21 protein-coding genes are annotated in these 23,017 nt (G+C 33.2%); 4 read left to right on the top strand and 17 right to left on the bottom strand.

The genetic code is table 11. The features are described from left to right. Positions 1-22 precede the first annotated feature (22 nt). Positions 23-628 carry an FMN-binding negative transcriptional regulator gene (locus tag P7F85_RS00280; protein WP_002467326.1) on the bottom strand — a complete coding sequence of 202 codons (606 nt, stop codon included), beginning with the start codon at positions 626-628 and terminating at the stop codon, positions 23-25. 124 nt (positions 629-752) lie between these two features. After that, the gene (locus tag P7F85_RS00275; RefSeq protein ID WP_002450216.1) at positions 753-974 is read right to left on the bottom strand and encodes a hypothetical protein; all 222 of its coding nucleotides are present in this window, start codon (positions 972-974) and stop codon (positions 753-755) included. 305 nt (positions 975-1,279) lie between these two features. On the opposite strand from P7F85_RS00275, the gene P7F85_RS00270 reads away from it, so the two are divergent. Next, on the top strand, positions 1,280-2,317 hold the full coding sequence (locus P7F85_RS00270) for a PTS sugar transporter subunit IIC (protein ID WP_002450215.1): 1,038 nt from the start codon (positions 1,280-1,282) through the stop codon (positions 2,315-2,317). A gap of 125 nt (positions 2,318-2,442) precedes the next feature. On the opposite strand, the gene P7F85_RS00265 is transcribed toward P7F85_RS00270, so the two are convergent. Continuing rightward, on the bottom strand, positions 2,443-3,378 hold the full coding sequence (locus P7F85_RS00265) for a hypothetical protein (protein WP_002467331.1): 936 nt from the start codon (positions 3,376-3,378) through the stop codon (positions 2,443-2,445). 282 nt (positions 3,379-3,660) lie between these two features. Between P7F85_RS00265 and isaB the strand changes: the two genes are divergently transcribed. After that, on the top strand, positions 3,661-4,170 hold the full coding sequence (gene isaB / locus P7F85_RS00260; RefSeq protein WP_046464464.1) for an immunodominant staphylococcal antigen IsaB family protein: 510 nt from the start codon (positions 3,661-3,663) through the stop codon (positions 4,168-4,170). 127 nt (positions 4,171-4,297) lie between these two features. Here isaB and P7F85_RS00255 read toward each other — a convergent pair whose 3' ends face one another. The 6 genes from P7F85_RS00255 to P7F85_RS00230 form a co-directional block, all read right to left on the bottom strand. After that, complete coding sequence (locus tag P7F85_RS00255; protein ID WP_002466867.1) at positions 4,298-5,119, bottom strand: phosphoenolpyruvate hydrolase family protein; 822 nt, start codon at positions 5,117-5,119, stop codon at positions 4,298-4,300. A gap of 13 nt (positions 5,120-5,132) precedes the next feature. Next, positions 5,133-6,338 (bottom strand): Tm-1-like ATP-binding domain-containing protein, encoded by a 1,206-nt coding sequence (locus P7F85_RS00250; protein ID WP_002466870.1) that lies wholly within the window; start codon positions 6,336-6,338, stop codon positions 5,133-5,135. Positions 6,339-6,420: 82 nt separating this feature from the next. Further along, a complete protein-coding gene (locus tag P7F85_RS00245) occupies positions 6,421-7,602 on the bottom strand; it encodes a phosphoenolpyruvate hydrolase family protein (RefSeq protein WP_015364567.1) in 1,182 nt (393 codons plus the stop codon). 529 nt (positions 7,603-8,131) lie between these two features. Next, positions 8,132-8,866, bottom strand: a complete 735-nt coding sequence (locus tag P7F85_RS00240) for a class I SAM-dependent methyltransferase (RefSeq protein WP_002466405.1) — start codon at positions 8,864-8,866, stop codon at positions 8,132-8,134. Positions 8,867-9,347: 481 nt separating this feature from the next. Next, complete coding sequence (locus P7F85_RS00235; RefSeq protein WP_015364565.1) at positions 9,348-10,586, bottom strand: ArgE/DapE family deacylase; 1,239 nt, start codon at positions 10,584-10,586, stop codon at positions 9,348-9,350. A 24-nt stretch (positions 10,587-10,610) separates the two neighbouring features. Then, positions 10,611-12,041 (bottom strand): MDR family MFS transporter, encoded by a 1,431-nt coding sequence (locus P7F85_RS00230; protein ID WP_002466385.1) that lies wholly within the window; start codon positions 12,039-12,041, stop codon positions 10,611-10,613. Between the two features lie 286 nt (positions 12,042-12,327). Between P7F85_RS00230 and P7F85_RS00225 the strand changes: the two genes are divergently transcribed. Further along, entirely contained in the window at positions 12,328-12,966 is a 639-nt protein-coding gene (locus P7F85_RS00225) for an FMN-dependent NADH-azoreductase (RefSeq protein ID WP_002466369.1), read from the top strand. Between the two features lie 92 nt (positions 12,967-13,058). On the opposite strand, the gene P7F85_RS00220 is transcribed toward P7F85_RS00225, so the two are convergent. The 3 genes from P7F85_RS00220 to P7F85_RS00210 form a co-directional block, all read right to left on the bottom strand. Next, a complete protein-coding gene (locus P7F85_RS00220) occupies positions 13,059-14,429 on the bottom strand; it encodes a CitMHS family transporter (RefSeq protein WP_002450206.1) in 1,371 nt (456 codons plus the stop codon). A gap of 392 nt (positions 14,430-14,821) precedes the next feature. After that, on the bottom strand, positions 14,822-15,094 hold the full coding sequence (locus tag P7F85_RS00215; RefSeq protein ID WP_002466416.1) for a Txe/YoeB family addiction module toxin: 273 nt from the start codon (positions 15,092-15,094) through the stop codon (positions 14,822-14,824). After that, positions 15,087-15,341, bottom strand: coding sequence for a type II toxin-antitoxin system Phd/YefM family antitoxin (locus tag P7F85_RS00210; RefSeq protein ID WP_002466398.1), 255 nt, complete (start codon positions 15,339-15,341; stop codon positions 15,087-15,089). The genes P7F85_RS00215 and P7F85_RS00210 overlap by 8 nt, the downstream gene beginning before the upstream one ends. 244 nt (positions 15,342-15,585) lie before the next feature. Between P7F85_RS00210 and lip the strand changes: the two genes are divergently transcribed. Beyond that, the gene (gene lip / locus P7F85_RS00205; RefSeq protein WP_002466389.1) at positions 15,586-17,787 is read left to right on the top strand and encodes a YSIRK-targeted triacylglycerol lipase; all 2,202 of its coding nucleotides are present in this window, start codon (positions 15,586-15,588) and stop codon (positions 17,785-17,787) included. 126 nt (positions 17,788-17,913) lie between these two features. Here the strand turns inward: lip and P7F85_RS00200 are convergent, their stop codons facing one another. From P7F85_RS00200 to P7F85_RS00180, 5 genes are all read right to left on the bottom strand, one after another. Further along, positions 17,914-18,351 carry a hypothetical protein gene (locus tag P7F85_RS00200; protein ID WP_002466379.1) on the bottom strand — a complete coding sequence of 146 codons (438 nt, stop codon included), beginning with the start codon at positions 18,349-18,351 and terminating at the stop codon, positions 17,914-17,916. A 150-nt stretch (positions 18,352-18,501) separates the two neighbouring features. Then, positions 18,502-19,824 carry a PrsW family glutamic-type intramembrane protease gene (locus P7F85_RS00195; protein ID WP_002466404.1) on the bottom strand — a complete coding sequence of 441 codons (1,323 nt, stop codon included), beginning with the start codon at positions 19,822-19,824 and terminating at the stop codon, positions 18,502-18,504. Between the two features lie 305 nt (positions 19,825-20,129). Next, a complete protein-coding gene (locus P7F85_RS00190) occupies positions 20,130-20,450 on the bottom strand; it encodes a hypothetical protein (protein WP_002466391.1) in 321 nt (106 codons plus the stop codon). Between the two features lie 190 nt (positions 20,451-20,640). Next, on the bottom strand, positions 20,641-21,690 hold the full coding sequence (locus P7F85_RS00185) for a PTS sugar transporter subunit IIC (RefSeq protein WP_002466397.1): 1,050 nt from the start codon (positions 21,688-21,690) through the stop codon (positions 20,641-20,643). Positions 21,691-22,010: 320 nt separating this feature from the next. Further along, positions 22,011-22,979: an NAD(P)H-dependent flavin oxidoreductase gene (locus tag P7F85_RS00180; RefSeq protein ID WP_270251687.1), complete on the bottom strand. Its 969-nt coding sequence runs from the start codon at positions 22,977-22,979 to the stop codon at positions 22,011-22,013. Between the last annotated feature and the right edge of the window lie 38 nt (positions 22,980-23,017).

The raw sequence follows: 23,017 nt of genomic DNA, 5'->3' as shown, positions 1-23,017 counted from the left end.
ATGTTTTTTATAAAAAAACGGCTTAATACTTCTCTATTTCTTTAGCAATTTTACTTTCCTTTTGATTGACCGACGCCTTTAATTGCTTAACAATATTCACTTTTTCCTGCTTACTTCTATTTTGACTAAGTTTGTATGCGGCTTCTATATCATTTACTTTAACTTGAAATCCGACAATCCCATGTATTTGTTTCTTAGTATCTTCTGATAAATGATCCCAAGTTGCACCATCATCTTTATGGCCTTCATAGTGATTCAATAATTGCTTCAAATCAGATACTAGTTCATCATGATTCAATAATCGCCCTTCACCATATACATGTATACTTTGATAATCCCATGACGGTACGTCTTCTGTTTCATACCATGTAGAGGATATATAGGCGTCTGGTCCTTGGAAAATCACTAATACCTGTGCGTTATGTTCTATCGTTTGTACCAATTCATTTTGTTTTGCTAAATGTCCTGTAATCACTAATTGATCATCTTGTTCTGAAATCATCACTGGAATATGTGACGCGATGGGTTTTACGTCGTTACTCGTTACAATTGTCGCAAAATTATTATGCTGTATAAATTGTTTAATTTCTTCATAATCATTGATTTGTGAATGCTTTCCAATATACATGATATCACACACCCTTTTAATGAATTCGTCTTATTCAACATCGAACCTTTTTTTATATTCAAAAAGCTGTAGATGAATGATCCACAGCTCCCCGTTTTAATGCCTCATTTGTCGTATTACAACATTATAAATATTGATCTGCATGCTCTAATCTATAATGTTCTGTCACTTCTTTTTCATGTTCGAATTCTTTTTCAGTTAATTTCTTAATATTTTCTACCGCATACCCTAATTTCTTTGCGAATGCTTCTACTTCATCTTTGTCTTTCGCAAGAACAAACATTGTTAACACATTATCATCAACAATATCTTTATGATGTTGATAATCTAATTTAAAAAATTTCATGACAATCTCCCCCTCTTTACGTGTTTATTATATACCCCAAATCATCATTTTATTCATGTAAATTGCCATCTTTTTTGTCTATATTGTTAAAAATATTATTTTGAATATTGAAGTATATTGTTTCATTTCTATTCTCTCAATACAACTCTAAAGGAAGGGAACAACCATTTCATTTGAATTTTCAAAAAAATTAAATATTGATTAACAATGTTTTGTGGGCGATTTAATTTTTTGAACATTATGTTACAATTGTCAAATGATTTTTTATAGAACAATTCTTATTTCTACTAAAGGGGTTTAATGACATGAATATTATATTAGGCGTCGGAACACTCGTTATTGTGTTGGTCATTATGACATTGTTCCTTAAATTCGCACCATACGGTAAGGAAGGCTTACAAGCGTTATCTGGTGCTGCTTGTGCTACATTCCTACCTCAAGCATTCTTAAGTTATGCAATTGGTGGTATCTTACATATTAAATTCTTACAAGACATCGGGGACCTTGCGGGTAGTCTAGGTGGTATTGCGGTAGGTATACTCGCATGCATCAATTTAGGTGTATCACCTGTCTTCGCTATTATCGTCGGTCTTGTATTAAAGGATTTCAGTTTATTACCAGCATTTATCGCTTCATATATAGTTGCATTTATTATTAAATTGATTCAGAAGAAAGTGCCTGAAGGTTTAGATTTAATCGCAGTGATACTCATTGCACCGGCATTAGTATATGGACTTGCATCACTGATTAATCCAGGTGTTACAGCCGTATTAAATCAAATTGCAGGTGCCGTGAACTCAGTTGGCGACAGTAGTCCATATGCTCTAGCGATCATCTTAGGCTTAATTATTCCAGTTACAAGTATGACGCCATTAAGTTCAATGGTTCTCGCAAGTATCTTAGGCCTTACAGGACTCCCAATGGCCATTGGTGCTATTACTTGTACAGGTGCGTCATTTGTAAACTTCACATTATTCAACATTTTGAAAATTGGGGAGAAACCAAATCGATTTGCAGTCTTTATCGAGCCTTTAACACAAATTGATTTAATCGTTAGATATGCGCCCGTTTTATATGGTACGAATGCTCTTATCGGTATGGTCAATGCTTGTATTATTGCATTTAGTGGACTTAAAATTGGTGTCACAGGTATGGCAACACCTATTGCAGGTGCGATTGTCTTATTTGGCTTTAACAACCCAGTTTCATCAGCGATTACAATCATCGCCGTAGCTATCACAAGTCTAGTACTCGCCTTTATTATTGGTACACTTATTAAAAAATTCGATTTAATGCACTTACACATACCAATGCCTTGGCAAAAACATACTAAACACTCATAATACAAAAACAACTCCCAACCATGCGATTATTATCGTGGCTGGGAGTTATTTTTATATCTAGTTAACAATCAAGACATACATATAGTTTTACATATTTAGCGGACTTTTCTAATTTAATTCAAGTCCTAATATCCTGAACCAATTTTGTCCCCGTTTTCGTCATATTTAGTCACATAACCATCATCTGTATCAACAGTATATGAGCCGGCTAAATTACCGTCTTTATCATCATATGAGAATCCCCATTTACCGTCACTTGTTTTTTCAGGTTCTTTAAATGTATACGTATCTGTATCTAACTTTTCACCTTCGTAAGATTCTACTTTGTCGATGACATTATCACGTGTCACTTCTTCAGAATCTGAACTACTATCAGATGAACTATTGTCGTCTGAACTTGAATCGTCATCAGTTTCGTCGTCAGAGAATGTTGGCATTTTATCATAAATATTAATCTTATTAGCTATTTGCTTAAACTCATTAGAGTCTTTATATTTATCATAGACTTCTTTCGTATCGTGTTCTTCACCAGTTTTTAAGGCATCTTTATATGAAGGAATTTGACTTTGAGTTCCTCCTAAATAAATTTTTTCATCACTTACACCGATAACAGACGAGAATTGACCAATTGAAGGTGAAACAACATAAAATTTCATACCTTCAGGCGCATTGGGAATAGATTCCATATCTCGAGATATAGCAAAATGTTTTAATTCTTCTGTTTTTTTACCATCCGACGTTTGTGTCGTGTATCTTCCTGTTAAAATATCATTTTTAGTTATGGCATACTCACCAGATTCATTTGCTAAAAATACTAACGCCAACTTTTCTTTTTCAGATAGATTCGAAATATCATTAGTAGATGATTGTTTAGACTTGCTTGATTGGTTTGAACTTTCTTTACTTGATGATGACTTAGAATTGTTCTGTTTTTTACTGTCTTCACTCTTTTGTGTATCTTCTACTTTCGATGCTCCTTTTGAATCACTAGATGAATCGCCATTGTTACAAGCTGACAAAAGTAATAATGCTGTTCCACTTAAAAATAAAAATTTCTTCAATGATAAATCCCCTTTGTTTAATGTTTTTTAAAATTCTAAAATATATATTATTAATACTTCTTTATACAAGGCGATTATACTATATTTTTGTAAAAATATGGCCAACAAACAGAAATTATTTATATTTATACCGTATATGCAAAAATGTATTTTTTAAATTAATAATTCCTACGCTAAAATCGACAATCATTTTATACTTTAAATTTGAATCTTTTATAAATTTGTTGTAATTTAAAGTTGGTAGCGTTTTCACTACCAAAAAATACACAGGAGTGATGCTTTATGAAGAAATTAACTAAAACTTTTGTTGCGGGAAGCATTGTATTAGGCACAGCACTAGGAGTAAGCGTTTCTACAGATAATGTATCATCTCACCAAGCACACGCAGCGTCATCACAGTATTGGTATAAATATAACGGTTACACTTCTTCAGGAGGTAACTTTCTATTAAGCCAATCATTCTATAATGGTTTAAAAGCGGATAATTTAGAGTTCAATGGTGTTAAAGTTAGCGGTAAATATCAAGCACCTACTAACTCTAAAGTCATTTATGATCAAACATTCCAACAGTATAAAAATCACAAAGCAAGCAATGTAGATATTAAAGTAAAACCAAACTCAATTAGCTTAAAACAAGTAAAACAAAAATATGGTAATAACTATGATTATCAAAATCCGTTAACAGGGCCTGCTAAAAAGAAAGGCGATGGCATTTATAGTTATCAAGTAGGTAAAGGTCATATTGCGTTTGCAATTGAAAACGGATATGTCACTAAAGCCAACGTATCATAAACGTCTTTGAGCTAGTTTAATATTATACCTTCCATATATAAAAGAGAAGCTAGGACAATGGCAAGTTGTCCTAGCTTCTTTATAACTGTTAATACACATTTATAGCACTTCTAAAATTATATTCGATTTATTTAACAATCTTTTTAAATGCTTCTGTTTGTTTTTTAATTCCATTTTCTGCTGCAAATCTCTCAATACTTGAAGCACCAAAGAATCCTACAATTCCATCTACTTTAGAAATAATATATTCAGCGTCATCTGGTTCTGCAATTGGTCCGCCATGACAAATAACTAATACATTTTCATTTACTGATTTTCCGGCTTCAACAATTTTTTGTATGCGTTCTACACAATCATCTAGTGTCAATGCTGTTTTAGCACCAATACTACCTTTAGTAGTTAATCCCATATGTGCTACTAACATATCCGCACCTGCATTAGCCATATCTTTAGCTTGCTCTTCATCAAAAACATATGGTGCTGTAAACATATCTAATTCGTGTGCTTTACGTATCATTTCTACTTCTGTATCATATCCCATACCTGTTTCTTCTAAATTTTGTCTAAAAGTACCATCAATCAGACCAACAGTTGGGAAATTTTGTACGCCTGCAAAACCTTGTGCTTTTAAATCTTTAAGAAAAACATCCATAACTCTGAAAGGATCACTGCCATTCACTCCTGCAAGAACAGGTGTGTGATTAACTACTGGTAATACTTCATTACCCATTTCTTGTACAATTTGGTTAGCGTCTCCATAAGCTAATAACCCTGCTAATGAACCACGACCTGCCATTCTGTATCGTCCTGAATTATATATAATTAATAAATCAGCTCCACCCGCTTCACTGCTCTTAGCAGTAATACCAGTACCTGCACCTACACCTAAGATAATATTATTATCTTTAATTTTTTGATTAAAATTTTCTTTAATATGTTTTCTATTCATACGTATCTCCCTCTCATTTCTCAATCGCATTGATTAATATTCTAGAAACCTCATTTGAAAATGTCTTATCATTAATGTGATAATCTAGTTCATGAATTGTAATATTAGAGTTCAGATTTTCTTTAATAGTATTGATTAATGCTTGAGTCGCTTTCTCATCATAAAATATTTCACCATCTTTATCTATAGCAGAAATACCCTTAACTGGTATTACTAAAGCAGTATTTGTATCTGCCTTGTTCAATTTTTCAGCTATTTTGTGTCCTATTTTTATATTTTCTTCTACCGTTGTTCTCATTAGTGTCACTGAAGGGTTATGTTGATATAACAATCTATTTTTATATTGTTCGGGAACTGTTTCTTTAGGACCAAAATTCACCATATCTAACGCCCCTAATGAAACTACTTGAGGTATATTATTTTCTATAGCAGCATCTAAGCGTGATTCACCTGCAGATAATACACCACCACATAACTGGTCTGCCCATTCTGTTGTTGTTAAATCTAACACTCCTTCAAAGTAACCACTTCGAATCAAATCCTCCATAGCTTTGCCACCTGTACCTGTTGCATGAAATATAACAACTTCATAACCGTGCTGTTCTAGTATTTCCGTTGCCTGAGTCACAACAGGTGTAGTTACACCAAACATACTTGCTGCAATCAATGGTTTGTCTTCGTTGAAATCAAGTTCATAATCAGACAACATCCCTCCCAGAGCATTGATAGCATTCATGAAAATTTGTTTTGAAATTTTATTTAAACCTGCTATGTCTACTATGGACGGCATCATAAATATATCTGAAGTACCTACGTATTGGGAGATGTCGCCAGAAGTCATAGTAGATACCATTACTTTAGGTATTCCTATAGGTAATTCTTTCATACCAGCAGTTGCTATAGCAGTTCCACTAGATCCTCCCAATGATATTACACCATCAAACTTCTGTGCTTCGAATAATTTTAATAATAGTGATTGCATACCTTTGGCTAACATATCCGTAGCATACGCTCTATCCGACTTTCTGATTAATTCCGTTATGTCTACATCTACTTCATCTAAAACCTGTTGATTTGTAATATCTACTGAAATTAACGAATCATACACGCCTGTATGAATCATTAGTGTGTTAAAACCGAGTCTTTCAATTTCATCCTTAACATAGCTAAATTCTTTTGCTTTTGTATCAAATGTACCAATAATTGCGACTGTTTTCATTTATACTACAACCCCCTTTTAAATGAACTATCAAGGATATTGTAGCGCTTTCATTAATTGATAAACATGTGTTTAAGTATTCTCAATTTGTTGTTTTGTAATGAGTAGGTGACAATCCATATTTTTGCTTAAATAGTTTACTAAAATGTGCATAATCATTGTAACCAACCGAATCTGCAATTTCTTTAACCGACTGATTTGTATTAAGCAACATATGTTCAGCTCTGGCTAAGCGGTACATCACTAAATATTCTTTAAATGATTTACCTATGACTTGTTTAAATAATTTACTCAAATAAGGGCGTGATATATATAAAATGTCAGCAAGTTCATTTAAAGAAATATATTCATAATAATGTTGATGAATGTATGCTTGCACAAAATCAATATACTCTTCAGGACTTTTATCCTTCTTATTCATAAACGAAATCATATGTTCGTCACTTGAATATTTAAAGTTATCAATTGCTACTTTTAAGCCTTCTTCAGTAGGAATACGTTCAAATAATGAACCTCCAATATAACCATTAATAAATTCATTCTGATCACATAAATATTGAAAATCTTGTTGAGTTTTAATAGGTCCGCCATATAGCATAATCATTTTTTCTTGGAGAATACCTTCATTAAATGAGTGAAATATTTGTTGAATCAAATGATTTGTATATTGAAGTGATTTAATTTGTTTTGTTCCCAAATCACCTCCAACTGACAACCCAAGATGTAAACATATGATATCAGCTCCCGCATCAAGCATTTGTTTAGTTTGAATTTCATTAAAAACAAATGCAGTAGTAAACATTCCCTTTTGTTTGGCTATCCTAATTGCCCTAACTTCTTGATCGTAACCTAAATTATTTTCTTCTAAATAATTTCTAAATTGACCATCAATCAAACCAACCGTTGGATAATTATTAATACCAAATATACCTCTATCCTTTAAACACGAAATAAAATTTTCTATATTAATAGTAGGATCCGTTGCCATTAAACCAAAAATGATTGGAGTATCTATTTTTTTAGTAGCAATGTCTCTATCAAATATAGACAAATTCAAATCATTACTGTTTGATGCAGCTAAGTATGCTCCTAAAGAACTCACTCCTCTGTTTCGAAAAATACCAGAGCTTAAAAAGAGAATTAAATCTGCATTATTTTTACTAGCATTAACTGCCGATATTCCAGATCCTACACTGACACCTACCAATTTTGTTCCCTTCTTAACCTTATTTAATAATTGTGAATGAATGTTATTATTCGTCATAAAAATACCTACTTTCAAGGTTCATTTAGAATAATTATGATGTATATTCTACATGTCTCCTTATTATAAAGCGCTTTCAAAAATATTGGAAATTTATACCTTCCATATATAAAAGAGAAGCTAGGATATAAATATATATTTCAAGTTACATTCATATTTAGGTCGTAGTTGACTGTAAAGTCATTCTTTTTCTTATAGAAATTAGAATGACTTACACATGCGTATTGACTCATGTGTTCAAATTAAGCTTTAGAGGTATACATGAACTAAAGTTCATGCATAAAACCGTCTAAGTAATAAATTACAAAGACGGTCTAATGTACCAAGCTTTTTCATTTCTAGTCAACCTTGCCGGGGTGGGACAACGATAAAGAAATACTTTTTCTTTAGAAATTAGTATTTCTTATGCATGAGTTTCACTCATGTATTCCTATTTTAAAGTACACATTAGCTGTGGCTAATGCGTAAGAACCACTTCATATTCAATGATTAGTGGTTCTTTATTATTTCTGTCCCTCTCCCTTCTTTATCACTTTATTTTCCCTATAATTCCGTATGCCATATCTCTTATGAAGGCACTATGATTGTGTTGTGCCTCTGCTTTTAATTCTTCTTTGAATGTTTCTATTGAGAAGGTCTCATCCACAATATGATGTGCCTTCATTCTAGGTAGCATAATACCTACAAGCCATTCTAAATCATTGTCGTCGGATGTATGAATAACCGCTTCCGCAAAGTAATCAATGTCTTTCATACCTATTTCGTTCAACAAATTGTATAACTTTTGGCCGATATGAATATCGCCACCTTCTTGTGCTACAGTTTGCCATATCCATTGTATCGCTGTTTGATGTAGAGGTAGTTCATCTGCACCCGTACGGCCATTGATAGCATCACTTTCCCGAAAGCAGAATATACCTTCTGGTTTTAAAAAGTCCTTTAATATACGTAACGCTTGTACCACATCTGGTAAATACATGAGTACCCTTCTACCAATAATGACATCGAATTGGCCTAATGTTTCCGGTAATTGATAAATATCATGTTGTTGATAAGACACATGATTATATTGATTATTTTCAACTGCTTTTTCCAACAGTGTTTGATTCATATCAATACCAATCACTTCACCTTGTGATCCAACACGTTCAGCTACTAATTGAGTGACTTCCCCAGTCGCACATCCGATATCTAATATGCGCATGCCTGGTTTAATATTTGCTCTATCTAGCAACTTGATGATAACCTCATTACGTTCATTCATACATCTCTCTCCCTTTTTAAAAATCCCGTTTTCCTATAACCGTAGCGACTTTTATATAATTTAATAATTAAATTGATTTGAAATTTGAGTATTAACTATATATAATATGATATAAATATAACTACATGATTAGAAAGGATAAACATCATGATCAACACCCGCTTACTCTATGTCACTTCAATTATTTTAACAGTATTGAATCTTTTTATCGTTTATACGACCTTTTTCACGAACTTGTTTAACAATTCTACATTCTCTTTCTGGTATTGGCCAGGCGCTATTCTCATTTTCATTACTATAATTATCCAATTAACCTTACTTTCAAAATGTAAACAAAAATTAGTCACCAGTTTATTAGGTGTTTTAAATATCATCTTACTCATCCTATTTTCTACGCCACTCTTATTATCATAATATAAAAGGAGTAGCCTCTGATCATTCGTGCATCACGCAATCACTAGCTACTCCTATACATCTTTATTTATACTTCATTTAAATATGATGTTAATAATTCAATATAATAATCAACAAATTGATGATATGTTTCTTTATTTACATGTTCATTGACTTGATGTGGTACGGTACCTGGACCAAACATTAAGAATGAGAAATGTTCATCTTTATCACGTAGTAAATTAGATGCGTCAGTCACACCAACTGTTGGTGTTGCAACGACATCCCTCTTGAAAATATGAGCTGCCACTTGTTGACCTAGCGCGATTAAACGATTTTCCCCTGTTGTAAGCACTGGATCTAAGTCTAGGTACATGTCTTCTTCCAGTTGACCGCCTTCGTTATTAATCTGTTCAATATGCTTTTTAAATAAGGCTTTCACCTGATCATTATTAAACTCTGGAACGGTACGAATGTTATAGTCTGTTGTTGCCATATCAGGTACAGAATTGACTTGGTTACCACCTTGAATAATTGTATGGTTAATAACCAATCCATTAATGACGCGCTCGATTTCTTCTTCCTCAACTTTGTCGCCCACACGTCCTTTTATTCTCTCAATCACATGTTTGAAATCAAATTGTTCACACTGTAATTCTTTTCTAATGGATTCGTATTCCTCATCAATATTTCGCACAAAATCTAGTAATGGCTTAATCGCATTTTGTCCGACCACAGGCATAGAACTGTGTGCTGCTTGTCCGCGAGATACAATTTGATAGTCCATAGAACCTTTATGCGCATAGACAATACCTGATTCGGATGGTTCAGCAATGACTAATGCATCCACATCATCCATATAGCCTTCTTTATATAATTGTTCTGAACCTAGTTGTTGCATTTCTTCTCCAGCTGTCGCCATTAACTTGATAGTACCTTGTTTTAACGCACCACTTTGATAGATTTCAATCATTGCAATGACTAGTGCAGCTAAGCCTGCTTTCATATCTGATGTACCACGACCATATAAATAGCCATCTTGTTCTGTTAATTCAAATGGTGGGAATTGCCAATTATTAGGATCGCCTTCTGATACCACGTCCATATGTCCTGAAATCGCCACGACTGGGTGACCTTCACCAATGGAAGCAATTAGGTTAGCACGATTGTCATGACCTTTAATTTCATCGATATCTGCTTTGATATCATGCTTTTCTAATAAATCTTTTAAATATTTTGCTACTTCTATTTCATTATCATTCACTGTTTTGATTTCTACGATATCTTTTAAAATTTGTAAATGGTCCTCTTTTGTAAATACACTCATGTCAAATACTCCTTTATAATTTTATTATTTTCTAGAAGTTTTTGTCTTATCTTTGATGAATAAACATAGAATAAATGCAATCACAATCAAGATGGTTGTAAATATAAATGCTGCATCTACACCATGTACAGTAGCTGCACGCATCATTTCAGTTTTAGACTGACCGGTATGACTACCTGCTAAATCATTTTTAGATACAATGGAAAGAATCGTAATACTCACTGCGGTACCCATTGCCCCAGCGATAATACGTAATGAATTCATAATTGCTGTACCATGAGAAATTTCTTCCGATTGTAATGCATTCAGTCCTGCAGTATTCAATGGCATGATTAATAAACCGACTGAGAACATACGAATCGCATAAATAACGACTACATACCAAAATGGCGTATCTGTTGATAAAAATGTATGAAGAATCGTCATAATAATCAACAGTGTGAAGCCAGGTATCACTAGGACACGTAATCCGAAACGGTCAAATACCTTACCTGTATAAACAGAAATAAATGCATTAAACACAGCACCTGGTAAAATCACAAGCCCTGATAATACTGCTGATAGTCCTAAACCTGTTTGTACATACATAGGAATGAGTAATGCAGGACCAACGATACCAATAAATAGCAACATAGATGCTACTGCTGATAAGGTAAATGTCTTACTTCTAAAGACACGTAAATTTAACAATGGATGGTCAATTTTTAACTGACGGAATGTAAAGATGGCAATCACGATTACACCTAATATAAATGTAATGATTACAGCTGGTGACGTGATACCCAACGTACTGATACTACTAAACGCGAATAAAATGAGGCCGAAACCAAAGGTAGAATATACAACAGAAATCTTGTCTAAAGCAGTATCTTTTGGAGAACTATGGTTTTCAACGAAGAAGTAACCAATCACGAAGGCAATAATAGCAATCGTTGCGACGACGTAAAACGGCATTCTCCAACTAAACGCATCAATGAGCAAGCCCGTTAACGTTGGTCCAATCGCAGGTGCAGATTGTGCGACTATACCTGTTAGTCCCATCGCAAATCCACGTTTTTCTACTGGGAATAAGGTGAACACTGTAAATTGCATGAGTGGTAATAAAATACCTGCACCAATTGCTTGAATCACACGAGCCACCATTAAAATACTAAAGTTTGGGGAAAGTGCTGCAACTAAAGATCCAATTAAAAAGGCAGCCATAGAGAAAATATATAAACCTCGTGTAGAATATCTATCCATTAAAAATGCAGTAAGTGGAATCATAACACCGTTAACTAACATAAATCCTGTAATCAACCATTGTGCTGTCGTTTCAGGAATACCTAAGCCGGAAATAATCGCTGGTAAGGCAGTATTTAAAATGGTTTGATTTAACATAGCTACGAATGCACTGATTAACATCACTACTACAATCGTATTTCGTTTTGCTATTGTCATTTCACTACTCGACACGACACCCTACTCCTTTCTTAAAATTGTCCACGAAAAACTGTATCATTTTTAGTTAGCTTAGCAAACCATTTTACTTAAAAGACGCTAAATTATTCCTAACTGTTGAAAATATTTGTGTTTGTTGAAATAAAATGTGTGAAATTGAACGACGTGAATGTTATGGTCGTTTATTTTTAATGTGAATAGGATGCTAATTACTTTTAATGTATTTGAGAATCAATAGTAATAGGAATTTATGATGTAACCGTGTATACTTGTCATATTACATACAAAGGAGTATTTAACTATGAAGACGTTACTTATTAACGCACACCCTGATTTTAATAATGACAGTACCTATACTGCTCAAATGAAAGCTATGTTTTTAGAAAAATATAATGAAGCATTTCCTAATGGAGAGATTGAAGAATTTAACTTATATGAAGGTTTATTACCTCGTCTTGATAGCGAACAATTGTTAAACGTGTGGAATAAACTTGGCGCGGGTACACCATTATCTGAGGAAGAGCAACAAGTTGCTGACAAATCTACATTTTTAGTACAACAATTTAAAGCACATCATCGTATTGTGATTTTGACACCATTACACAACTTCAATATCACATCTCGTTTAAAAGATTACATCGATAATATTATGATTCCTAGAGAAACATTTAAATATACAGACGATGGCTCAGTTGGACTAATGACAGATGATTATAAAGCATTACTATTACAAGCAAGTGGTGGTATTTATACCAATGAAGATCGTTATACACCACTTGAATTTTCATACCATTATTTAAGAGAAATGTTCAAAGAAGTTATGGGCTTTGATGAATTCTACATTGCACGTGCACAAGGTACATCCATTTTACCTAAAGAAGATATTATCAAAGACGCAGCTAAAGATATCGATCAAGTCTTTGACGCATTTTATTCATAAAATATCAATAATCGCATAAATCAAGCGTAGTACTTAACCATCATGTTCTGTACTACGCTTATTTTTTAGACTGCCTTAACACTTCCCTGTAGTTAAAAGGCTACTGTACCTATTAACATTGCAATAAGTAACAATACAATAGCAAAGCCCCATACCCAGAAGAAGGCATATTTAATATATGTGCCCATGTTGGCTTCGGCTAAACCAAGTGCAAGCCATACTGCTGGCGCAAATGGACTTACGAAAGTACCTATAATATTACCAATCACCATTGAATAAGCAGTAGACACTTGTGATACGCCAAATTCAGCGGCTGTTTGCTTAACAATAGGTAACAATGCAAAATAGTAGGCGTCCGTACTTGTTAATAAATCAAGTGGTACACCAAAGATACCTACAATAATGTGAATATACGGTCCGACTGGTTGCGGAATAATATGAATGAAACTTGTAGAGATTGCTTTAAGCATACCCGTCTCATCGAGAATACCTAAGAACATCCCTGCTCCTACAATGACAACAGCCATCATTAATGCATTAGGTGCATGTGCTTTTAAGCGATCCATTTGTTCGTCTACACTCTTATAGTTAATGATTAAAGCAATAGAAACACCTATCATAAATGCGAATTCTGGCGGAGCGATATTCGTTAACATGGCAACCATAACTAATAAAGTTAACAATGTATTAATCCACTTAATAGACCCATGCTCTCTGGCACGACCTCTTACTGGAAACTTAATATCTTGTTCATGTTCATAATGCGCAACAAGTTTATGTATATCAATATCTTGAGTTTGTTCAATTTCTCCCTTTGCGATCCCTTTTTGAATACGTTTCTTTTCTCTAAAACCTAAATACACTGCAAGTAACATAACGAGAATAAAACCAATTATTTGAATTGGTATTAAACCATACCATAATTCATTGACACTTTTAGCTTTTAAAACGGTTGCGACACGCGCCATTGGACCACCCCAAGGCACCATATTCATCACTGCTGCACTGAGCGCTAATAATAAAATGAGTAAATAGCGACTCATATTTAATGCTTTGTATAATGGTAATAAGGCAGGAATACATAATAAAAATGTCACCGCACCTGCGCCATCGAGTTGTGCAATCGTTCCAAGTAATGCCGTCATAATACAAACGACAACTACATTACCACGTGTCATCAGTAACAACCGCTTCACAAGTGGTTTAAACAGACCACTATCGTTCATAATACCAAAGAAAATAATCGCAAAAATGAACATAATGACAACGTTCATCACTTGCGCTAACCCTTTATCAAAGAACTTAACCAAATCGGCAACACTATAGCCTAAAATTAAAGCACCGATACATGGAATCAATGTCATACCCACAACCGGACTAATCTTCTTAGCAATTAGCAATCCTACAATTGAAATAATAATTGCTAAACCAACAATCGTTAACCACATACTATCCCCTTGCATGATTAACATCCCCCTTTAAATAATGAAACGACGATATTGCATTTGTTTACAAAATACTTAAATACCAAATCGGTTTAATTTTTAGAAAATGTAAGCGCTTTAAAATATTTTATCATAACATGGTTTATGAGGAAATATGTAATTCGTATGGGAAATAGATTGGATCATTACACATCTATATTAAAACAGTCTAGGACATAAATATATATTTCAAGTTACATTCATATTTAGGCAGTAGTTGACTGAAATGAAAATGTGCTTGTACCAAGCTTTTTCATTTCTAGTCAACCTTGCCGGGGTGGGACAACGAAATAAATTTTAAGAAAATATTATTTCTGTCCCTCTCCCTTGAATTCAAATACATCAATCTGTTGTTTAGAGACCATAGTAAATTATTTAAAATAATGATATTTACAAGAAACAATAATTATTTCTGAATCATGTACTTTATAAACTAACCTATGTTCAAAATTGATTCTTCTACTATAATATCCTTTAAAATTACCTTTCAAAGCTTCAGGTTTTCCTTCACCTTCGAGTGGGCCATTACGATTTATACATTTTATCAATTGGTTAATCTTTTTTAATAATTTTTTATCATGAATTTGCCAATATTTATAATCTTCAAATGCATCAGGTGTAAATAAAATATTTAATCTACTCATATGATTCTAAATCTACCTCTATTGTATTTCCACGCTCAGCATCTTCTATAGATTTAGCCAAGTGTTGGGCATTAGCAGGGGATTGTTGGAGGTATAATGTCTCCATCATCGCATTGTAATCTGACTCCGAAATCAGTACAGCATTGCTATCATTAGTTGTTATAGTCACCGCATCTGAATCATTGTTAACTTTATCTATTAAACTTCTAAAATTTTTTCTAGCTATTGAGTACGATACTATTGCCATAATCTGTACCTCCTTTTAATAAATTGTACAAAAACCCGTACAATAAGTAAAGCGTATTGTTACTCACCCCTACCTTTGTTTGATGGAACTTTAAGAAGTTGTAAAGAGAAATTTATATTACGTTCATAATCTTAATTTATGATGGGGGTGTCGTCGGATTTTCTGAAGTACGTTGTTAATCTGTCGGCATTTCATATTAAATGTTGCTCATAATCCAGATTTAACAGATAGAGGTGCTAATAACATGAAAAACAGAAAGAATTCTTATAGTATTCGTAAGTTAAGTGTAGGTGCATCTTCAATCATCGTTGCATCTATGTTATTTGTCGGAGCGGAATCTGCACAAGCAGCAGAAACTGAATCACAAGATCAAACTACTGTACAAAATGTTAAAGAAACAACTGAATCATCTAACTCTAATCAAACACAACAACAACCTTCAGAACCAACAAAAGCGAAAGATTCTGATACAAATAATACGAATGTTGAACGTCCTGAATCGAATTCGACACAAACATCAAATCAAGACACTGACAAAATGCAGGATACATCAACTAATCAAACAAACGAAAATTCTAAACATATTATTGATAAAACTAATGACGTTTCACATGAAACTACAAAGACAAATGATACAGATCAAACGTCATCTCAAGACAATTCAGAACAATCTCTTGAAGTCGACTCAAATGAGGCACCAGCTTCAAATGACAAATCAACTCCAACCAAACAAGAACCTACTAATTCAAAGCAAGATATTGATGAAACATCTAAACCTAATGAAGATTCAAAACTTGTACCATCAAAGTCAAATATAACATCTAAAGCAGATAAACAAGAACAGTCTTCTAAAGAACCTGTTGAGGATAATGCTCAAAAAGATAAACATGTATCACAAGAAGATTCATCTATAGAGAAACAAGGTACACAAGAGGTCCCGCAGACTGACACACATAAAGATGTCAATGTAACACCTTCAAAGTCATCATCAGAACAACAACTATCTACAACACAACACATTACAGCTAAAGATTCTAGTGCTTCACAAGAGGTGCCAGTTCATTCACTAGATTCATCTAAACAAGATCACACAACATCGACTGAGAGCCATATCAATTTAGATAACCTAGATAAACAAGCGACTAAAGATAGTACACCTACAGATAACAACGATGATCAATCTAAAGATGGTTTAAATACATTAACTAAAAATGCGGTAGCCATACATAACAACAAATCCAAAGCACAGGCTACTCAACCTACTAAAGATCAGACGAATAAGGTAGCGCCTCAACAACAATATAAAAATCATGACCCTATTATACTTGTACATGGATTTAATGGTTTTACAGCTGATAATGGACCTGGTTTAGGAGATAGTAATTATTGGGGTGGCGAACGTCTTAACATCACACAAGAAGCACGTGCAAAAGGTTATAACGTGAGTGAAGCAAGTGTAAGTGCATTAGGTAGTAACTATGATCGTGCGGTTGAATTGTACTACTATATCAAAGGTGGCACTGTAGATTATGGTGCGGCACATGCAGCTAAATATGGTCATGAACGTTATGGCAAGTCTTATGCAGGGGCCTATAGAGATTGGAAACCAGGCCAGAAAATTCATTTAATCGGCCATAGTATGGGTGGACAAACTGTTCGTTTATTAGAAGAAATGTTACGTAATGGAAATCCTGAAGAAATCGAATATCAAAAGCAACATGGTGGTGAGATTTCACCATTATATAAAGGTGGACAAGATAACATGATTTCTTCCATTACTACGTTAGCGTCACCTCATAACGGCACACACGCCTCTGATTTACTAGGTAATGAAGCGATTGTAAGACAAGCTGTTTATGATTTTGCGAAATCACAAGGTAATAAATTCTCTCGTGCCGATCTTGGTTTAACTCAATGGGGATTAAAACAGAGACCTGATGAAACTTATATAGACTATGTAAAACGCGTTGAAAATAGTAACTTATGGAAGACAAAAGATAATGGATTCTATGATTTAACAACTGAAGGTGCACAAGAGTTGAATAATCATACGTCACTCAACCCAAATATTGTTTATAAAACATATACTGGCGAATCATCTGACCCAGATAACAACGGTATCCATCATCGTAATAGTCATATGAATATTAAGTATTTACCAACAACCAATGTAATTGGTAAATTAGACGATAAAGCTTGGCGAGAAAATGACGGTCTAGTATCAGTAATTTCGGCACAACATCCATCTAATCAAAAATATGTCGATGCTACAGATCAAATTCAAAAAGGCGTATGGCAAGTCACACCTGTCCAACACGATTGGGACCACGGCGACTTTGTCGGAACGCAAAAAGATGAAAACGGCATCTCAATCGAGCAATTCCAAGGCTTCTGGGATAACCTATTAAACGATGCTATAAGAACCGAAAAAGTGACTGATCAATAAACATTTATAAAAATTAAGACCCCTTCTATATTTAAACAAATAGCCAATATAGAAGGGGTTATTATTCTATTTTAAAGATATATTTAATGATTTACTTTTAATCTTGAAACTATCTAAATGCTTTATCTAATGAACGGTTTCTCCTGGGACACCACCTTGGCCAACATCCCCAGCTGGACTACCATTAATCGTTTCTGGTTTACCATCTCCGTTATCATCCGTATAGTCATAAACCTCTATTTCAGGCATCGTTTCATCAGAATGTTCTTCCTTTTCATCGATTTTTCTTTCTGTTTTAGATTGAGTATCTGCTGTATTTGTTACAGGCTGTTGAGGTTGGCTTACTGGTTGATTAACAGTATTTTGATTATTTTGCATTGTATCTTCAGGTGTTTGTTTATTACTTTCTTTAGTTGTTTTCTTTTTAGATTCTTTATGTTCTGCTTTATGCACTTCTTTCTCTTTAGTTATGATATTTTTATAAGAAGAATATCCCCATAAACCAGTTGCCAAGATTATAATAACTAAGCATACACATGCTAAGATAGACAAAAATATTTTCATCGTTTCCCCCCGTTTATTTTAATTCTTCCAAAACCCTATTCATATTGTTGCAAACTATTACAGTACCTTCATATGGTGTAACTTTAAATGTCACCGAACTAGCTATATTTCTCTATAAAAAAAATAGCTATACTATTCATTGATAAATTTTCATTGTTTTTCTTTATTTTCAATATATTCTTTCTGCAATACATTTACTTGAGTCAATCCAGATTTCATTAATATAAATATAAAAATCCATGCAATAACTATTAAAATAATTAATTTTAAGTTATAACTTCCTAAGAATGTGATTGGTGCATCCCAAATAAAATGTAAAACAACAGAGATAAAGAAGAAAAATAGAAATCGTTTATCAAGGATATTAGACCAAGTAAACTGACTAGTATTTTTCACAATAACCACTGCTGCTCCAATAATCGCTGCCCATACTAAATGACCACCTAAAGCAGACCATCCTCTTAAAATGATAATTTCAATCATTACATTAAGATCAACTGTTTGATCACTCATGAAACTAAGGTTCAATATATATCCTGCCGTTTCAAATACAGCAAAACCAGCACCAATAGAAGCACCTATTAATATACCATTCAAAATTTTATTGGTTCTTTGATAGTTAATAAATAAAACAACTATAATAGCTTTGCCTATTTCCTCAACTAATCCAATTAAAAATGCATCACCCGTTGTCATAATTCCATACATTTCAAGATCATCACTAAAAGATACAAATTGATATAGCACAAGCGTGCTTATTAAAGAAAAGACCCCACCAACAAAGAACATTTTCAAGACTTCAAAAAAACTAATATTACGAAATGCATTGGATTCAAAGAAAAATATTACTCCAGAAATAGGAACGATTAGTGCTCCAATAAATATCATACCTGGAATACTATTTTCATTACCAAACATTTTTGCTAAAAACCACAAGCCAATAAAAGTAATTAATAGTGATATGAATACGCGTGAAAATACCCATGGTTTTCCCCATTCTTCTGAAACCTCTGTAATATGTGGTGTAGTACTTTGTGTACCAGCTATAAACACATCATCTGATTCATGCTTTGAATGAAACTTAAACACTTGGGAAAACATATCTCTCAAATTTAATTTAAGAATTTCATCATTTCCAGCTAATCTACCTATTGATTTTGTCGTATTATTGAATAGATTTTTAGCTTCCTCAGTAATATTGGTATTATTAGCAACTTCTCTTTCAATATGTTGATGACTATGATTATAGGTTTCATTAGATGAATATTGCATAGATTCATTTAATTTAAATCCACAATTAATACAGAATTTATCATTAGATTGGACGTTTTCATTACAATTAGGACATGTTAAATTATTATTTGTATCTACGTTTTCCTTCATAATGGGCTTTTCCACAGTTAAATTGGTACCACAATGTTGACAAAATTTATCATTCTGACCTACTTCATTTGCACATGATGGACAAATCATTTAGTTGCGCTCCTTTTTATAAATATAATTCTAATAAAAATATATTAACTTATTTTGTCACAACTTACTACATATTTTTTAAAGTTATGTATAAATATTTCTTATAATTCAAACTTTTTTATTTACAAATTAAAAAGGTTCACATGTTGATATATAAACCTTTTGCTATATGTTATAAAAACGATGTTGAAAGAAATTAAAAAGTGACTGTACAATAGTGTGAGTTGTAGAAAGTCATAATATAAAACAAATGCCAATCCACCTATTATTAAAGGTGAATTGGCATTTTTACTATTGCACGTTATCTATGCGTTACTTTCTTTGATAGCCTCATATAATTCTACAAATTTTTTACCTTCTTTACGTGACACGTAATCAAATATCCAATTTTCATTATTGTTTTCAGTTATTACTATTCTATACGGACTAAATGATAAACCAAATTTCAAACTCTTTATTTCATTAAAGTGAAATTCGTTTTTAATCTCTGAACCTTTCAGTAATCCATCTGCTTCAAAATAAATCACGTCTTTTAGTAAATATAGTGTCCCGGGAACGCCTTGAGATGTAAGTAATTTCATTGAAACTTGAACTTTATACACTGGGTGCTCTAAATTAATTTCCATCCTATCTCTCCTATCATTAATTTATTAACTATGCTTAATAATATTCTGATCAGACTGAAATTTTAAACTATTTATGATTATTTGTTTCTTAATAAAACTATACCCTAAAATATATTTGAAATAGTCATTTTATATAGAAAAAAGGCAACTTCTATCTCATTCATAGAAATTGCCTTTGGCTTATATAAAGTTATTTAAAAATAAATACATCTGGTTTATAGAGTTTCAATATTTTCACAAATAGATAATTGAAAAAGATAGCTGATATGATTGGTACGATGACATAAGTTATCGCAATCAGTAGCAAGCCACTACCCATACTAGTACCTAATAAGTTTAATGACTTAATTGGGCCTACTAATCCGATTAAACCAAACCCAGCCGAATCAGGTGTACCTTTAATATTAAGCAACCCGCCTACGAGTCCTGATACTGCAGCGGTACATGTAACTGGTAAAAATATAATAGGATGTCGAATGGTATTCGGCATCATTAATTTAACGGCACCGAGTAACACTGAAATAGGAACACCTACTTTGTTAACACGCCATGCCCCTAGTGCTAGCATAATAGCACTGGCAGAGACACCTACAGCGGCTGAACCTGCTGCGAGCCCTGAAATACCAATGGCAATACCAATACCAATCGCAGATATCGGTGACACAATAAGAATAGAGAATATCACTGCAATTAGAATTGTCATAATGATAGGTTGTGTATTTGTTAAGCTATTAACAACACTACCTATGCCCACTGTTATCAATTTGGTATAAGGCAGTAATAATAATCCTAAGAGACCAGGAATACCACCGGCAACGATGGGTAAGATAATCATATTTAAACTGCCTGCACGATCTCCGATGATTAAAATAATACCTACTGCAATCGCTCCGGTAATCATGGTATTAATTAAATCTCCGATACCTGTAATGACCCATTGGTGATTTGTAATTGTCGTTGCACCAGAACCGACAAATGTTGCTGCACCAACCACAGCTGTTTGTAATTGTGTTAAATTAAACTGTATCGCAATTAAGACACCCGTTAATATGGGAATCGTATATTGAATGCCTTGAACTACAACTGCTATTTTTGAAAATATCTCATTATACTGACTGAAGTATTTACTCAAATCTCCTAAAATCGCGTTAGGAAGCATACCTACAACGATTGCTATCGCTAATCCATTTAATATATTAAATAAAAATGATCTGGGTGTAATCCATTGTTTTTCGCCCATAATTCAAATACCTCATAGTTTCTTTCTTTATTTTAAAGTACGTGACAACGAACCTTTTAATAAAAAAACACTCTCGTCGAACTCATACAGAAACGTATGAATTTATACGAAAGTGTTTTAAGTTATGATTATAATACCATGATTTTTTAGAATAGCAACAGTTATTTGATATGATTGTTTGAGCTATATAATGTATGTTGTTAAAAAGCCCCATACTACAATATGAAAGCACCTATTACATAGACTATAAGTAAAAAATATATGTTGAGTATCAACGCTCTTCGAATATGTTAAATAAATTTTTCAACTACTAAATTAGATTAGGTGTTTGAATTGAAATCCTGCATCATATCATCAATGACTTCCTTAACGCTTCGAATAGATTTAATAGAACTTATGCCAGTTCCTACTGATACATACCCATTCTCTGTATCTCCTTCAACCATGCCTAACCTCATATTTTTACCTGCACCCATATGTTTTGCCAGTGCTTCGTTAGTCGCTCCATTTTCGTCCATTTCTTTAAGTTCTCGTGCTAATTTACCTGGAAGTGAGCGATAATAGGCTGGCAGATTTCTAAACAATATTAAGTCTTCTGTCTCTGAATCTACAATATACTGTTTCACATTTTCAGCAGCTGGATTTTCTACAGTAGGAATCAACGCACTACCTACATATACACCTTCAGCTCCTAAACTAAATGCTGCTCTAACACCTCTCACGTCACTCACACCGCCTGCAGCAATTACAGGGATATTAATTACATCGACAATCATTGGCACTATTGAAAAAGTACCAATGATATTTTCTGGTACAGACCCTCCTTCATCAAAACCAGTTGCCACAAAAACATCAGCTCCTAATTTTTCAGCTGCAATTGCATTTTCAGTTGTCGGCGTATTAGGTCGAAATATAATTTTAATATCATTGGCTATTAATTTATTAAATATATTCTCATCCAACAGGCCGTTAATTAACACTGCATGAATTTGCTCCTCTATCAGCATATCAATAATATAATCCGTAAATGTTAGATTTTCATTTACCATAATCGTTGATGCAAATGGTTTATCTGTTAATGCTTTTATCTTTTTAATTTCTTTTCGGATACGTTCAGTCGTTTCAATAGCTGATTGCGTGTTTCTCGCTTCACCAGAATTAGGTCCTAAAATACCTAATCCTCCCGCTTCACTTACTGCACTTATAAATTCTGGATTAGTTAATGAATTCATCGCGCCTTGGAGTAGCGGTTTTTCTATATTCAAAATACTAGTTACTCTATTTTGCATATTTATAGCCCTTTCTAACTTGATTTGATTTAAATTAT

The organism is Staphylococcus sp. aM, from assembly GCF_052975125.1.
This window is presented reverse-complemented; position numbering and strand designations above follow the sequence as displayed.

Excerpts from the sequence above, each read along its gene's own strand:
- P7F85_RS00245 (WP_015364567.1), bottom strand. The coding sequence starts at position 7,602 with ATGACGAATAATAACATTCATTCACAATTATTAAATAAGGTTAAGAAG.
- P7F85_RS00220 (WP_002450206.1), bottom strand. The coding sequence starts at position 14,429 with ATGCAAGGGGATAGTATGTGGTTAACGATTGTTGGTTTAGCAATTATT.
- P7F85_RS00195 (WP_002466404.1), bottom strand. The coding sequence starts at position 19,824 with ATGATTTGTCCATCATGTGCAAATGAAGTAGGTCAGAATGATAAATTT.
- P7F85_RS00250 (WP_002466870.1), bottom strand. The coding sequence starts at position 6,338 with ATGAAAACAGTCGCAATTATTGGTACATTTGATACAAAAGCAAAAGAA.
- P7F85_RS00240 (WP_002466405.1), bottom strand. The coding sequence starts at position 8,866 with ATGAATGAACGTAATGAGGTTATCATCAAGTTGCTAGATAGAGCAAAT.
- P7F85_RS00255 (WP_002466867.1), bottom strand. The coding sequence starts at position 5,119 with ATGAATAGAAAACATATTAAAGAAAATTTTAATCAAAAAATTAAAGAT.
- P7F85_RS00185 (WP_002466397.1), bottom strand. The coding sequence starts at position 21,690 with ATGGGCGAAAAACAATGGATTACACCCAGATCATTTTTATTTAATATA.
- P7F85_RS00235 (WP_015364565.1), bottom strand. The coding sequence starts at position 10,586 with ATGAGTGTATTTACAAAAGAGGACCATTTACAAATTTTAAAAGATATC.
- P7F85_RS00225 (WP_002466369.1), top strand. The coding sequence starts at position 12,328 with ATGAAGACGTTACTTATTAACGCACACCCTGATTTTAATAATGACAGT.
- P7F85_RS00210 (WP_002466398.1), bottom strand. The coding sequence starts at position 15,341 with ATGGCAATAGTATCGTACTCAATAGCTAGAAAAAATTTTAGAAGTTTA.
- P7F85_RS00215 (WP_002466416.1), bottom strand. The coding sequence starts at position 15,094 with ATGAGTAGATTAAATATTTTATTTACACCTGATGCATTTGAAGATTAT.
- P7F85_RS00190 (WP_002466391.1), bottom strand. The coding sequence starts at position 20,450 with ATGGAAATTAATTTAGAGCACCCAGTGTATAAAGTTCAAGTTTCAATG.
- P7F85_RS00270 (WP_002450215.1), top strand. The coding sequence starts at position 1,280 with ATGAATATTATATTAGGCGTCGGAACACTCGTTATTGTGTTGGTCATT.
- P7F85_RS00200 (WP_002466379.1), bottom strand. The coding sequence starts at position 18,351 with ATGAAAATATTTTTGTCTATCTTAGCATGTGTATGCTTAGTTATTATA.
- P7F85_RS00280 (WP_002467326.1), bottom strand. The coding sequence starts at position 628 with ATGTATATTGGAAAGCATTCACAAATCAATGATTATGAAGAAATTAAA.
- P7F85_RS00180 (WP_270251687.1), bottom strand. The coding sequence starts at position 22,979 with ATGCAAAATAGAGTAACTAGTATTTTGAATATAGAAAAACCGCTACTC.
- isaB (WP_046464464.1), top strand. The coding sequence starts at position 3,661 with ATGAAGAAATTAACTAAAACTTTTGTTGCGGGAAGCATTGTATTAGGC.
- P7F85_RS00275 (WP_002450216.1), bottom strand. The coding sequence starts at position 974 with ATGAAATTTTTTAAATTAGATTATCAACATCATAAAGATATTGTTGAT.
- lip (WP_002466389.1), top strand. The coding sequence starts at position 15,586 with ATGAAAAACAGAAAGAATTCTTATAGTATTCGTAAGTTAAGTGTAGGT.